At 61.0% G+C, this 13873-nt stretch carries 10 protein-coding genes and 1 pseudogene; 5 read left to right on the forward strand and 6 right to left on the reverse strand.

Annotated features, from left to right (window positions below; all coding sequences use genetic code 11):
* Positions 1-222: 222 nt before the first annotated feature.
* Complete coding sequence (locus M0D69_RS24770) at positions 223-1377, reverse strand: IS110 family transposase (protein WP_301784500.1); 1155 nt, start codon at positions 1375-1377, stop codon at positions 223-225.
* A gap of 78 nt (positions 1378-1455) precedes the next feature.
* Between M0D69_RS24770 and M0D69_RS24775 the strand changes: the two genes are divergently transcribed.
* On the forward strand, positions 1456-2595 hold the full coding sequence (locus M0D69_RS24775; RefSeq protein ID WP_301784512.1) for a nitronate monooxygenase family protein: 1140 nt from the start codon (positions 1456-1458) through the stop codon (positions 2593-2595).
* A gap of 173 nt (positions 2596-2768) precedes the next feature.
* Here M0D69_RS24775 and M0D69_RS24780 read toward each other — a convergent pair whose 3' ends face one another.
* The 3 genes from M0D69_RS24780 to M0D69_RS24790 all read right to left on the reverse strand — a co-directional run bounded on the left by M0D69_RS24780 (position 2769) and on the right by M0D69_RS24790 (position 6093).
* Complete coding sequence (locus M0D69_RS24780) at positions 2769-2972, reverse strand: DUF1289 domain-containing protein (protein WP_047896852.1); 204 nt, start codon at positions 2970-2972, stop codon at positions 2769-2771.
* A gap of 62 nt (positions 2973-3034) precedes the next feature.
* Positions 3035-4324: a phospholipase A gene (locus M0D69_RS24785; RefSeq protein WP_301784501.1), complete on the reverse strand. Its 1290-nt coding sequence runs from the start codon at positions 4322-4324 to the stop codon at positions 3035-3037.
* A 419-nt stretch (positions 4325-4743) separates the two neighbouring features.
* On the reverse strand, positions 4744-6093 hold the full coding sequence (locus M0D69_RS24790) for an Nramp family divalent metal transporter (RefSeq protein ID WP_301784502.1): 1350 nt from the start codon (positions 6091-6093) through the stop codon (positions 4744-4746).
* Positions 6094-7169: 1076 nt separating this feature from the next.
* On the opposite strand from M0D69_RS24790, the gene M0D69_RS24795 reads away from it, so the two are divergent.
* The 4 genes and pseudogenes from M0D69_RS24795 (at position 7170) to M0D69_RS24810 (ending at position 11404) form a co-directional block, all read left to right on the forward strand.
* On the forward strand, positions 7170-8261 hold the full coding sequence (locus M0D69_RS24795; protein WP_301784513.1) for a polyamine ABC transporter substrate-binding protein: 1092 nt from the start codon (positions 7170-7172) through the stop codon (positions 8259-8261).
* Between the two features lie 328 nt (positions 8262-8589).
* Positions 8590-9675, forward strand: a pseudogene (locus M0D69_RS24800) (ABC transporter ATP-binding protein); the annotation flags it as partial.
* On the forward strand, positions 9672-10586 hold the full coding sequence (locus M0D69_RS24805) for an ABC transporter permease subunit (RefSeq protein WP_301784503.1): 915 nt from the start codon (positions 9672-9674) through the stop codon (positions 10584-10586). The pseudogene M0D69_RS24800 and the gene M0D69_RS24805, both read left to right, overlap by 4 nt.
* Positions 10586-11404: an ABC transporter permease subunit gene (locus M0D69_RS24810; RefSeq protein WP_301784515.1), complete on the forward strand. Its 819-nt coding sequence runs from the start codon at positions 10586-10588 to the stop codon at positions 11402-11404. The genes M0D69_RS24805 and M0D69_RS24810 overlap by 1 nt, the downstream gene beginning before the upstream one ends.
* A gap of 34 nt (positions 11405-11438) precedes the next feature.
* Here M0D69_RS24810 and M0D69_RS24815 read toward each other — a convergent pair whose 3' ends face one another.
* Together M0D69_RS24815 and argE are read right to left on the reverse strand one after the other, a co-directional pair.
* Positions 11439-12452 (reverse strand): threonine/serine dehydratase, encoded by a 1014-nt coding sequence (locus M0D69_RS24815; protein WP_301784504.1) that lies wholly within the window; start codon positions 12450-12452, stop codon positions 11439-11441.
* A 39-nt stretch (positions 12453-12491) separates the two neighbouring features.
* A complete protein-coding gene (argE, locus tag M0D69_RS24820) occupies positions 12492-13718 on the reverse strand; it encodes an acetylornithine deacetylase (protein ID WP_301784505.1) in 1227 nt (408 codons plus the stop codon).
* Positions 13719-13873 lie beyond the last annotated feature (155 nt).

A 13873-nucleotide genomic window follows, 5' to 3' on the forward strand; every position in this document is an offset into this window, starting at 1 on the left:
CGCGCGTCAGACTTGACGTCTGACCACCTTCTATCCGCCGGCGCGTTGGCCGGCCTCATCCTGCATGCGCGTTACGCTGGAATTTCTCCAGGAGCATGCCCCATCTGAAGCATCGGTTGCGTCGGCAACCCGGGGGGAACACGGGCATGTTCACTTCAAGTCGGGCCAATAGCCAATAGGTCGGGTTTCAGGGCTTGCGTGGTTGCGATGCCTCTGGCTGGCTCAGGCTGACTTCAGCTGTGCGCCTTCGGGGATCACACCATCCTTCAGGTAGCGCCACAGCGCAATCGCGAGGCGCCGCGCCACCGCGACGATCGCGATGCGCCGCGCACGGCGATTGGGCCCGGTACCCTGCGTGCGCTGGTTGAACCACTGCGTCAGCACACTGCCGGGCTGGTAGCGCAGCCAGGTCCACGCCATCTCGATGAGCAGCGCGCGCACCCGTCGGTTGCCCTGCTTGCTGATACCCTGATCGGTGTGGCTCTCGCCACTGTCATAAGGCTGCGGTACCAGCCCGACGCACGCGCCGACTTCGCGCCGGTTGCTGAACTCCCGCCAGAACAGTTCGAGCGCGAGGCGCGACGCACCCACTTCGCCAATTCCCTTCAGGCGCGCCAGGTCATCGCTGCGCTGGCGCGCGGGTGCCGGCACGCTCGCCTGCCGCGTCTTCTCGAGTGCGGCGAGCTGCTGTTCCGCTAGCGCCAGCCGTTCGCACTCGCGCAGCAGCCGCTCGCGCAGTTCGGGCGGCAGCGGCGCACCGTCGTGGCACTTCACCTCGTCACGGGCGAGCCGGCCGGCAAAGGCCCTGTGATCGACCTCATCCCAGCAGCCGAGCGTGACCAGCAGTTTGCGCATCCGGTCGCGATGCTGCAGCACTTCCTTCTGCAGTTCCCCGCGATCGCGCATCAGCTGGCGGGACGCTTCGTCCTGCGGCGAGGGCACGTGCACCACGTGCATGCGGTCGCGCTCGCCGCGCAGCCACGCGCGCAGGTTGGTGACCAGTTTGATGACATCGAGCCGGTCGGTCTTCGCGCGCCGCTTGTGGCGCTCGACCGGAATGCTGGCCGGATCGACGACGTAGCACTCGATGTGTTGCACCTGCAGCGCGCGACAGATCCAGAACGCGTCCTGGCCGGCTTCGTAGCTGACGACGGTGCGTACGCCCGCCGGGAGCGACCACTTCTCCTTGTGCGCCTCGATCAGGTCCAGTACCGCCTGCAGGCGCGCGGCGGCCTGGGGCTGCGCGACCGTGTGCACGGCCGGCTTTTCTCGCCGGCCGTCGTGCAGCGCGACCTTCCACTTCGCCGCAGCCAGCTCAAGCGACACCGCCAGCACCAGTTCCTCACCACCCGTCGTGAATGTGTGATCCGTGCGCATGATGCTCTCTCCTTTGAACAGGGACTCGACACGCTGATTTTACGTATCAGTTCGTCGACGCCCCCCTGCTCATAGGATCTGATCATTCGCGGCCGCACCTTGCTCCCTATCGTTCAGGGAGGCATGGGTGTGGGTGTTTCAGCGCATCGCCTGGCTGGATCTGTGGCCAGGGAGGGCGCAATGGGTACGATTTCGAGCATCGACTTGCGGCATCACCATCCGGATCTGCTTGAGATGTGCAAACACAATCCGGTTCAGGCAACGCTGGAAGCCGCCAACCAGACGGCTCTGCAGCGTGAGATTGTTGCGGCCAAGGCGATCAGCGAAGGCCGCGGCGTGGTGGCTGTGAATGTCATGCGCGCGGTGGCTTCCTACGCAGCATCGGTGCAGACGGCGTGTGAGAGCGGTGCCGACGCCATCGTCATGGGGGCAGGGCTGCCGCTTGATTTGCCGGACCTGACGCAAAGCGTGGATATCGCGTTGATTCCGATCCTGTCGGATAGCCGCGGCATTACGCTGGTGCTGAAGAAGTGGATGAAAAAGAACCGCTTGCCCGATGCCATCGTGATCGAACATCCGGGGCATGCGGGCGGCCATCTCGGCGTGGCGAGCGTGGCGGATATCCCGAGCGAGCGTTTTGACTTCGCTCGTGTGATCGAGGAAACGATGCTCACCTTCGATACCCTCGGCATCAGCCGCACGCAGATTCCGCTGATTGTGGCGGGTGGTATCGACGGTCACGCGGCGGTGCGTCGCTGGCTGGCTGCAGGCGCGTCCGGGGTGCAGCTCGGCACGGCGTTCGCGGTGACGCAAGAGTGTGACGCGCATCCCGAATTCAAGCGGATTCTCGCCGACGCAACGCCGGAAGACATTGTCGAATTCGTGAGTGTGACCGGTTTGCCGGCGCGTGCAGTGAAGACGCCGTGGCTCGAGCGTTATCTGCGCAACGAGCAACGGATTCGCGACAAGATCGGCTCGCGTGCACAGAAGTGCCCGACGGGCCTCAATTGCCTCGCGGCGTGCGGTTTGCGCGATGGCATCGAGAAGTTCGGGCACTTTTGTATCGATACCCGCCTGGCCGCTGCGTTGCGTGGGGATCGTGCGACCGGGCTGTTCTTTCGGGGGCGCGAGGCGCTGCCGTTCGGATCGGCGATTCGCAGCGTGCGTGAACTGCTCGACTTGCTGGTTGCGGATATCCGGCCCGCGGCGGCGGCTTGAACGGCGCGGGTGCTGCTGGCTGTTGACATAGCAGTTTGCAATGTCCTGCCCCGTGCCTCCGCAAAATATTTCAACAGCGTGCCATGGAGCAGCCTGCGGACGGTCGGAGCAAAGGCGCTGCCCGGGTATCGGCCCGTACCTCAACCTGATTCCGGGCCCGGGTCAATCCGAGATTAAACCTTGTCGCGCGTGAAGCGCATGGCCGTGCCTTCGCGGGTAATGCGCTCCCAGATCGCGCGCTTTTCGTCGTCGCTGAGAAATACCCAGTTGGAAACTTCGCCGGCCATGCGGCCGCAGCCTTTGCAGACGTCGTCGAAGAGGGTCGAGCAGACACCGATACACGGGCTGTCGGGCAAGTCATGAAGGTTCGATGCCATAAAACGCCTATAGTCGGGCGCCGCATGCAGTGAAGAGCGCAACGCCCGCAAAAAATCCAAGTTTAACGCGCGATGCTGTAGCCGATCCGCGCGATCCAGTGTTGTCGCCGGTTGTAGTCGAGGATGTCCTCGCCGTAGCCGTTGAAGTAGCCTACCCACAAATAGCCGCCCCACGCGCTATTGATCAGTTTGGCGAGCGGATAGGTGAACTGGGCGTCGACGCTGCCGTATCCCGCTTTTGTGCCCTTGCGCAGCGTCGCGGCGAGTTGCCAGCTATCGGGGCTGCCGTATTTCACGAGCAGGTCCACGTAACCGCGATAGTCCTGGATGTCCTCGTTGCCGCTCTTCGTGATGTAGTAGTAGATTTTCGGCGATATCGTCAGGTGGCTCGAGTTGATGTCGCCGAAATCCCAGGTCGGGCGCACGAAAGCGATATTGATCCCGCGAGAATCGGCGCCGGCCTTGCCGTTAGATTCGTGTCCGATACCGGCCGTGACGCCCATTCGCGAAAACAGCGAGCTTTTCCAGCCCGTGTTCTCCAGGTAATAGAACAGTTGCGGCTCGTAGCTCGTGTCGCGAAAGGGCGCCGATTCAGCCGTCAGATCCCATATCGATGTTTGCGTGTACGCGAAATACAGGTTGTCGAGGAGCGCGCGCGAGCGGGGATCGTCGGGCAATAGCAGGCGGTACTTGAAGCTGAACTGGAATTTCGCTAGGTTATCGCCGTTCTGGCCATCGGCGAAATACATCGGTTCGAAGGTCGATAACCGGCCGCTCAGCATGCGGTCGCTGGTAGTCGTAGGCACGGCCGACGTGTTTGCCGCGGCTTCGGCGCTGGCCAGTTGCTGCGGTGTTTTCGCCTGTGTTTCAGCGTTCTCCGCCGCCACGACTTGCGTCTGCGTCTTGCCGCGATTGAGCGTGATTAGCATCGGCGAAGAATCGAAGCCGACCGGATCGACCTTCACCACGCCGCGAGCCGTGTCCGGCCAAGGCGCTGAATAACTAATCTTTCGATACTGGCCGGGGCGTAGCGTCAGCTTGTCGGGAGCGTTGGGCTCGCGTTGCAGCGCAAGCGGTTGCGGCGGCAGATCGCCATTGGTCAGCGTGACGTTGAGCGCTTTGGGGACATCGATGGTGAGCGGCTGTTTGTCGTCGTCGCTATAAAGCAGCGTCAGTTCGAGCGGCTGCTGTGCGGCCGCCTCGCGCAACGGTTGGAGCACGGAAACGGTTGCTTGGGCGAGGCTGCTCCCCAGGCCCAAGCCAAGGGCGAGCGTGAGCGTAGTCAGGCGACAAACCGTCGCGACATCGCGTTGTCGGAAACGGGTGGAAAACGTCAGGGAGCCTCGGGCCATGAAGCGAACGTCCTTGTTGCGTTAAGTAGCGTCGGGCGCGGGCGATGCGGCAAGGAGGTGTCTTCCGGGCCGTCCATGCTGCGCAGTTCGCGACCGCTTGTTTGCCAATCGGCCTCCGGGTGAAATTCGCGAAACGCATAATTGTAAACGCGTGAAGGGATCATCTCAAAAAAGGGGCGCAGAACGGGCGGCAATAGCAAAAATCGATCCTGACTTGCATTGATTTACTCAGTCAGCGACGAGCTAGCCAGACTGGAGGGGTGTTGTGTTGAGCGTATCGGCGCCGAGTATGGCGCGTATCGGAAGGTGCATCATCCGATTACTAAACGATGCAACCGGGGAAACGCGTAGCGCACGATGAACATCGTTCGCGGTGCAAAACGGGGATTACTGAAGGAAGTCTCTCCAACCCAGCCGCATCAACTGTCCGTCAGCAACTGCCACAACAGCGCGCCGTTCAGCAGCACGATCAGCGCGGCGCACAGCCATGCCAGCGCGAGCGGAAAACGCTTGATGCGCCATCGGCCCATGAGGCCGGCATCGGATGCGAAGCGCACGAGCGGGATCACGGCCAGCGGCAGTTGCAGGCTCAGCACGACTTGGCTTGCGACGAGCAGCTGATTTGAGCCGTGTTCGCCGAATGCGCCGACCGCGAGCAGCGCCGGTCCCATGGCGAGCGCCCGGGTGAGGAGCGCTCGCGCCCAGCGCGCGATCTTCAACTGCAGGAAACCTTCCATGACGGCTTGTCCGGCTAGCGTGCCGGTCACTGTCGCGTTCAGTCCGCACGCGAGCAATGCTGCCGCGAAGATGATGCTGGCCCAGTGAGTGCCGACGAGCGGGGCGATCAGACGGTGGGCATCGGCGAGATCGTTGACGTCGTAGTGGCCGCTGGCGTGGAACACGGCCGCCGCCACGATCAGCAGCGACGCGTTGACCGTGAACGCTAGGCTAAGCGACGCGAAGGTATCGATATTGACGCCGACCATCGCGTTGGAAATGGCTTCATCGTTGCCGTTTTTCGCGTGATCCTTGACGAGTGCGGAGTGCAGATAGAGGTTATGCGGCATCACGGTCGCGCCGAGGATACCGGCCGCGAGCCAGATCATGCCGGCGTCGCGCAGCAACCCGGCGGGCGGCGCGAGGCCGGCCAGCGCGCCGTACCATGAAGGGTTGGCGAGTGCGAGTTCGACGACAAAACAGAAGCCCACAAAAAAGATCAGCGTGGTCACGGCGATCTGTAGCGGTCGTTGTCCGCGGCTTTGGAGGGCGAGCATGGCGAACGTGCCTACCGCCGACATCAGCACGCCGACTGTCAGAGACACGCCCAGGAGCAATTGCAGTGCGACTGCGCTGCCGACGACTTCGGCCACATCGCAGGCGATGATGGCGATTTCGCTGGTGATCCAGAGAAAGAGGGTGGTGCGTTTGCTGTAGCGTTGTCGGCAGAGTTGTGCGAGATCGCGCCCGGTCACGACGCCGACTTTCGATGCGACCCATTGCAGCAGGAGGCCCATCAGGCTTGCCAGCAGCACGACGCTTAGCAATTGATAGCCGTATTTAGCGCCGCTGGCGAGCGCGGTTGCCCAGTTGCCTGGGTCCATATAGCCGACTGCGACCAGGGCGCCTGCGCCGACGAACGAGAACCAGTGTCCGCGCTTGGAGGGAGAACCGTTTGACGGACCGGCGCGATCTTCGGACTCGGGCGCGGGATCGGATTGCGGGGGAGCCGCGGGGCCGGTTGAGGTGAGAGCGGACGGATTTGTGTTCATGCGGTTCTTGGGGCCTGTTTCCTGAAGCTGGGATGATGCGAAGCGGTTGGGGAAAAGGCGTGTGCAGTGAAGCAGGCCACCGGCTGGCACTTCGATAAACCGCGCGTTGCCACGAGTGACGAAAAACGGGCGTTAGCTGCATCGGGACAAGGGCTTGCATGCGTGCCGAGTTGCCGAACCGAGTGCGTGGAGAGCCTTAGCAATGACTGTTCCGCTGACGTCCGGACTACATGGCCGCAGGCAATCAAATCCGCTTGCGAGATGTCTCAGAGCAAACAAACGTGTGGTCCCGCAATTGCGCGTGTCGCGTAAATTTCGCATTAACGCCTCAATAATGACATTACGTGGGTGAAGACGCGGTTGGATTCAACAATTCGAGTGGGGTCTTTACTGAGACGAATCGCGCGGAAGCGCCGTGGCGAATCGGGTGCGTTGCGGAACGCCGGCGGTGCTTGAAAGGCCGTATGGTTGCGTGGGCGGTCGATCTTGCCCGAGAGCGTTGGGGGCGAAGCGTGTTCGTGTAAGAATTCGTGAGAAGGAGGGTTTCTAAGTCTGGCGAGCACTGTGCTATTAGGTGCCAAAAACTGGGGTCTGCACCCCCGGACACTAACTTGCCGATGGTTGGAACGCGTTTCTTTGCTTCGTTTCTTTGCGTGTTTGCAAAGAAATGACGTGCTGCCACGCACAGTGGCTAATAGTGATAAAAAAATCAGCCAACTCGAGCAGACGACTAAGGCCGAAAGCACCAACCCGCCATCACCCGCACCCGCCATCCCGCCCCCCAGCAAGAACCCTCCCCACGATCCCCCGAGAACCCCTCCCAAACCCAGCGTCAATCAAACGCGTCCCCTTGTGCCCTTTGCGCGACAAACCTCGCCGATTGTTTTTTGCGAAGATACCTTTTGATGATAGTTTTCGTTTTTTTAAAGAGCGTCTCGACTGGGCTGGGCAGGGGAGATAACGGCGCATCGAGATGTGGAAAGTAACGGTCGGCAAGACGAAAGGACGGAGAAACTGAAATGACAGAAAAAGTGGCGGACCGGTTGTCGAAGCGCTCGGGGGTACCGGGCGTGGTTATGTCGATTACCATGGCCATCGCGGGTGTGGCGGCGATAACAGCACCACTGGCGGCATCGGCGAAAGACACCCAGCTCAACGTGTACAACTGGTCGGACTACATTGCCAAGGACACGATTCCGAACTTCGAGAAGCAGGCAGGCGTCAAGGTCAAGTACGACAACTACGACAGCGACGACACGCTGCAAGCCAAGCTGCTTACCGGCAATTCGGGTTATGACATCGTGGTGCCTACCAGCAACTACGCCGGCAAGCAGATCGCGGCAGGGATCTTCGCCCCGCTCGACAAGTCCAAACTTCCCAACCTCAAATACCTCGATCCTGACTTGATGAAACTGGTCGCGGGCGCCGATCCGGGCAATCAGTACACGGTACCATGGGCATATGGCACAACGGGTCTCGGCTACAACGTGACGAAGGCCCAGCAGATCCTCGGCAAGAACGTGCCGCTGGATAACTGGGACATCCTGTTCAAGCCGGAAAACATCTCTAAGCTCAAGGCCTGCGGCGTCTCGGTACTCGACGCGCCCGACCAGATGTTTGCCGCTGCGCTGCACTACCTCGGCAAGGATCCGATGAGCACGAACCCGGCCGACTACCGCGCCGCGCTCGCGATGCTCAAGAAGATCCGCCCGTACATCACCCAGTTCAACTCGTCGGGTTATATCAACGACCTGGTCGGCGGCGACGTGTGCTTCGCTTACGGCTGGTCGGGCGACGTGGTGATCGCCAAGCATCGTGCGGAAGAGGCGAAGAAGGCGTACAAGATCGAGTACTACATTCCCAAGGGCGGCGCGCCGGTCTGGTTCGACGTGATGGCGATTCCGAAGGACGCGAAGAACAAGCAAGCCGCGCTCGAGTGGATCAACTACATCGAGACGCCGCAGGTTCACGCAGCGATCACGAACGAGGTGTATTACCCGAGTGCGAATAGCGAAGCACGGAAATACGTATCGAAGGATGTCGCCAACGATCCGGCCGTGTACCCGCCGCAAGACGTGATCAAGACGCTGTTCCTGCTCAAGCCGTTGCCGCAGGACATCCAGCGTTTGCAAACGCGGCTCTGGACGGAATTCAAGTCAGGACGCTGATTCTGGTTCCGGTAAGGTTGCTGAAGTCGTACTAGGCAGTCGACAAACGCGAAGCCCCCGGTTCTCCGGGGGCTTTGTTCGTGGACGGCTTGATTTGTTTCGGCACGGCTGGACGTGAATGGCGGCCGGATCGAAGAATGACGTAGAACGCGAAGTGAAAAAAGGCAGCACGAACGCGCATAGCGCAGGAGCCGGGCAGCAGATCATGAGTGAGCAGCAGTCGAGCGCAGTGCCCGCCGGACCGGGCAGTCAAAACGGCCAGGGTGGCCAGTCCGGTGCCAACGGCCGCAGGCCGGAACCGGGTTTGCGGGACCCGGATTGGGCTGACGAAAACTTCGTGCGGATCGTCGATGTAGTCAAGAAATTCGACGAAACCGTCGCAGTGAAAGGCGTGAATTTGTCGGTGAAAAAGGGCGAGCTGTTCGCGCTTCTCGGCAGTTCGGGATGCGGCAAGTCCACCTTGCTGCGCATGCTCGCGGGGCTCGAGTCCATCACGTCGGGGCAGATTTTTATCGATGGCGAGGATCTGGCGGCCATGCCGCCGTATCGGCGACCGACGAACATGATGTTCCAGTCGTATGCGCTGTTTCCGCACATGTCGGTCGAATCGAACGTGGCGTTCGGGCTCAAGCAGGAAGGCGTGCGCGGCGCGGAACTCAAGGAGCGCGTGCACACGACGCTCGACCTCGTGCAGATGGTCAAATATGCGAAGCGCAAGCCGCACCAGCTGTCGGGTGGCCAGCAGCAGCGCGTGGCGCTGGCACGCAGCCTGGTCAAGCGTCCGAAGCTGCTGCTGCTCGATGAGCCCATGTCCGCGCTCGACAAACAAATCCGCCAGCGCACGCAGATCGAACTGGTGAACATCCTGGATAAAGTGGGCGTCACCTGCATGATGGTCACGCACGACCAGGAAGAAGCGATGACCATGGCTGGCCGGATCGCGGTCATGAGCGAGGGCGAGATCGTGCAGATCGGCACGCCGCACGAGGTCTACGAATATCCGAACAGCCGGTTCACAGCGGAATTCATCGGCTCGACGAATCTGTTCGACGGCACGGTGGTCGAGGATGAACCGGATCACGTGTTCGTGGAGTCGAAGGAATTACCGTCGCGACTGTATGTGAACCACGGCATCACAGGTCCGCTCGGCATGCCGGTCACCATCTCCGTGCGGCCTGAGCGCATTGCGCTGACGAGCAAGCCGCCCGAGGGCTCCTACAACTGGGGCCGCGGCAAGGTGGCGAACATTGCGTATATGGGCGGCTACACGCTGTATCACGTGAAGCTCGACAGCGGCAAAGTGGTGGTGGCGAACCTGTCGAGCCTCGCGCTCGGGCAGATCGATTCGCCCACTTGGGACGACGAAGTGTTCGTGCGCTGGACCGCATCGGCAGGGGTGGTGCTCACAGCATGAAAACGCTGCATTCACTGAAGCAACGCTTCGGCCTGACCGGACGGACGGCGGTCGTCGCCGGACCATACCTGTGGCTTGTGCTGCTGTTTCTCGTGCCGTTCCTGCTGGTCGTCAAGATCAGTTTCTCCGATGCGCGCCTTGGGATTCCGCCTTATACGGAATTGACGGCGCTCAAAGAGGGCGTGCTGAATATCGCGCTCGATTTTTCGCACTACGCGTTCCTGCTCACGGACAGCCTGTACTTCGCGACCTACATGAACTCGCTGCTGGTCGCGGGGGTATCGACGCTGCTGTGTCTGCTGATCGGTTATCCGATGGCGTATTACATCGCGCGTTCGAGTCCGGCCACCCGCAATCTGCTGATGATGGCTGTGATGCTGCCGTTCTGGACATCGTTTCTGATTCGCGTGTATGCGTGGATCGGGATTCTGAAGAACAACGGCTTGCTGAATAACTTCCTGATGTGGACGGGAATTGTTCATACGCCGGTCGAGCTGTATCACACGAATATCGCGGTTTATATCGGCATGGTGTATTCGTATCTGCCGTTTCTGGTGATGCCGCTTTACGCACATCTCGTGAAGATGGATCTCACCTTGCTCGAAGCCGCTTACGATCTCGGCGCAAAACCGTGGAAGGCGTTTTTGCAGATCACGTTGCCGCTGTCGAAGAACGGGATTATCGCCGGCTGTCTGCTGGTGTTTATTCCGGCGGTCGGCGAATACGTTATTCCGGAACTGCTCGGCGGCGCGGATACCTTGATGATCGGCCGCGTGATGTGGAATGAATTCTTCGATAACGCGGACTGGCCGATGGCTTCCGCCGTCACCTGTGCGATGGTGTTGTTGCTGCTCGTCCCCATGGCCGTTTTCCAGTATTACCAGGCCAAGCAACTGGAGCAGAAGCGATGATTCAACCCAGTCGCCCGCTCCGGTTCACCTTTCTCGGTATCGGATTTCTGTTTCTCTATATTCCGATCATCAGTCTGATCGTGTATTCGTTCAACGAGTCGCAGCTCGTGACGGTATGGACGCAGTTTTCGCTGAAGTGGTATCGCGCGTTGGTGCACGACGAAGAACTGATCAACGCCGCGTGGTTGTCCATTCGAATCGCGGTATTCACGGCGTGCGCGTCGGTCGTAATTGGAACGTGGGCAGGATATGTGCTCGCGCGAATGGGGCGGTTTCGCGGTTTCACGCTGTACGCCGGCATGATCAACGCGCCGCTCGTGATTCCTGAAGTGATCCAGGGGATATCGCTGCTCTTGCTGTTCGTTGAAATGGCGAAGGTATTCGGCTGGCCTGCCGGGCGCGGTATGTTCACGATCTGGATTGGCCACGTGATGCTGTGTATTTCCTACGTGGCGATTATTGTGGAATCGCGGGTGAGGGAATTGAATCCATCGATTGAAGAGGCCGCGCTCGATTTGGGCGCGACGCCATTGCGGGTGTTTTTCTCGATTACGCTGCCGTTGATCTCGCAGGCGCTGGTGGCGGGGTGGCTGTTGTCGTTCACACTGTCTATCGACGACCTGGTGTTGTCCGCGTTTTTGTCGGGACCGGGATCGACAACCTTGCCGCTCGTGGTGTTCTCGCGCGTCCGGCTCGGCTTGAATCCCGAGATGAACGCGCTCGCCACGCTGTTCATTGCGTTCGTGACGGTCGGCGTGATTGCCGCGAATTATTTTATGCAGCGCAATGAGCGCAAGCGGCTGACGAGTGTGTTGTAGCCCCGGTGTTGTAACAGCGTTGATGTAACAGCGCTCAGTCGTCTTGAGCCGCCGTTGCCAGATGTTCGTTCAACGTCGCCGGGTCGGTGTTCGTGCCGCACAGCAAGACGCCGACGCGCTTGCCCTGCAGGGTTTCACGCAGCGGCCCGAGCAGCGCAGCGGTGGCTGCGGCACAGGCCGGTTCCACGGCCAGCTTGAGCTCGTTGAACAAATGCAGCATGGCGTGGCGCAGCTCGGTATCGGAGACGGTTACCAGACGGTCGATATGCCGCCGGCACAATTCGTAGCTGTAGTCTTCGGTGTGCGGCGCCATCAACGAATCCGCGATGCTGTGCATGGCGCCCATCTTCACCGTGTGATTCGCGACGAAACTTTGACCCATGGCGTCCGCGCCTTTGGGTTCCACGCCGTACACGTGAATCGATGGATTCGCGAGCCGGAATGCCAGCGATACCCCCGCGGCCAACCCGCCGCCGCCGATCGGCAGGATCACGGCGTCCAGATCCGGCGCTTGCGAGGTCCATTCATATCCGAGCGTCGCTGTGCCCACGATGGTCCGGTAGCCGTTGAACGGATGCACGAAGTAGCGGCCTTCCTCGGCTTCTATTCGCCGCACGGTCTCGAACGCTTCCGCGCCGTTTTCCGCCATCACCACTTCCGCGCCGAAACGGTGGCACAGGCCTACGCGCGCCGGGCTTGCCGTCTTCAGCATCACGACCTTCGCGCCGATTTCGAGGCGCATGGCGGCATACGCGACCGCAACGGCGTGATTGCCCGCCGAGACGCAGGTCACGCCCGCGTCGCGTTCGTTTTCCGTGAGCGCGAGCAAGTGCGAAAAGGCGCCGCGCGTCTTGAACGTGCCGCCGACCTGCAATAACTCGAACTTGAAGTTGATGGGTGTGCCACCGAGCATGGGGAAATCGTGACGCTCGAAGGTCGGCGTGCGCGCGACCCACGGCGAGAGCGTCATGTGCTGGCCGGCGATATCGTCGAGTGTGGGAATCGGCGTGCCGTCGATGGTGTTGTCGGAGTGATGGGAGGTGGACATGGATTGCCTTCTGACCTCAACGAGCGATTTCAAAGAACATCAACGTGCCTGCGCCTCGACCGACATGCTGTGAATGAACTTGCCCAAAAACGCCTCGCAAGCAGCAAGCTGTTCCAGCGATACATACTCGTTCGCTTTGTGCGCCTGCTCGATATTCCCCGGCCCGCACACAATGCTCGGCACGCCCGCCAGCTGGAACAAGCCCGCTTCCGTCCCGTAAGCCACCTTGCGCTTCTCCTGATTCGCCGTGAGCGCGCGCACGAGTTGCGTGATGGCGGCTTGCTCGGACGCATCGAGCCCGGGAGCTGCAGCAATCTTCGAAAACTCAATCGCAGCGTTCGCGTGTTCCTTCTGCATCTTCGGCAGCAGCTCCTCCCGCGCGTACTTCTCGATACGCTGATAAATCGGCTCCGGATCGAGCGTCGGCAAGTTGCGGAATTCGAACGCGAAGTTGCATTCGGCGGGCACCGTGTTGATCGCGTTGCCGCCGTTGATCGTGCTGGTCTGGGCGGTCGTGAAGGGCACGTCGTACTGTTCGTCGAACGGGCCTTGCGCGCGGAATTCGTCGGCGACGTCGCGGATGAAACAGATCAGTCGCGCCGCATATTCGATCGCGTTCAAACCCTTCGGCGTCAGCGATGAATGCGCGGCGAACCCGCGCACGCAGCAGTTGTACGCGTTGATGCCCTTATGCGCGATGATCGGCCGCATGCTGGTCGGCTCGCCCACGATGCACCCGTCCGGCCGCAATCCGCGCTTTTGCAAGTCGGTGATCATCAGCGGCGCGCCGGCGCAGCCGATTTCTTCATCGAAGGAAAGCGCGAAGTGGATCGGCCGCGCGAGTTTCGTCGCCTGCATCTTCGGCAGCAGAGTGAGCGCTGCGCCGATAAACCCCTTCATGTCGCACGTCCCGCGACCGTACAACAGGCCATCGCGGATTTCCGGCTTGAACGGATCGCTGTCCCATTTCTGGCCATCGACGGGCACCACGTCCGTATGTCCCGACAACACGATGCCGCCGTTCGTTGCGCCGTCGTGCGCGGGCACGGTCGCGAACAGGTTGGCCCATTTGCCGGTCGGATCGGTGGTGAGCGTGCTCTCGATACCGGCGGCGCGCAGGTCGTCGCGCACGGTTTCGATCAGGCCCATGTTCGGGTTGCGGCTGACAGTATCGAAGGAGACGAGCTTCTTGATCCACGGCAACGATGCCGGTTCGGAAGAGGGTGTTGGCGCGACGGAAGCCGCTGGTTCAGCGATCTGGGACATGACGCTCTCCTTGGAATTTTTCACGTTCGATCATACCGAAAAAACCTTGACGTCCTCCTCGCCCTGATGAACGAGGATTCCCGGCGGCTTACGCCGCCTCGAGCAACGTTGTGTCGTTGCGATTTTCGGCGTCGACCCAGCGCTGCTTGTTCCAG

This window comes from Caballeronia sp. SEWSISQ10-4 2, from assembly GCF_030464885.1.
In the GTDB taxonomy this organism is placed as follows: domain Bacteria; phylum Pseudomonadota; class Gammaproteobacteria; order Burkholderiales; family Burkholderiaceae; genus Caballeronia.

What these genes read in the sequence shown, in the direction of transcription:
- M0D69_RS24770 (WP_301784500.1), bottom strand. Translation starts at nt 1,377, where the DNA reads ATGCGCACGGATCACACATTCACGACGGGTGGTGAGGAACTGGTGCTG.
- M0D69_RS24780 (WP_047896852.1), bottom strand. Translation starts at nt 2,972, where the DNA reads ATGGCATCGAACCTTCATGACTTGCCCGACAGCCCGTGTATCGGTGTC.
- M0D69_RS24785 (WP_301784501.1), bottom strand. Translation starts at nt 4,324, where the DNA reads ATGGCCCGAGGCTCCCTGACGTTTTCCACCCGTTTCCGACAACGCGAT.
- M0D69_RS24790 (WP_301784502.1), bottom strand. Translation starts at nt 6,093, where the DNA reads ATGAACACAAATCCGTCCGCTCTCACCTCAACCGGCCCCGCGGCTCCC.
- M0D69_RS24795 (WP_301784513.1), top strand. Translation starts at nt 7,170, where the DNA reads ATGTCGATTACCATGGCCATCGCGGGTGTGGCGGCGATAACAGCACCA.
- M0D69_RS24805 (WP_301784503.1), top strand. Translation starts at nt 9,672, where the DNA reads ATGAAAACGCTGCATTCACTGAAGCAACGCTTCGGCCTGACCGGACGG.
- M0D69_RS24815 (WP_301784504.1), bottom strand. Translation starts at nt 12,452, where the DNA reads ATGTCCACCTCCCATCACTCCGACAACACCATCGACGGCACGCCGATT.
- argE (WP_301784505.1), bottom strand. Translation starts at nt 13,718, where the DNA reads ATGTCCCAGATCGCTGAACCAGCGGCTTCCGTCGCGCCAACACCCTCT.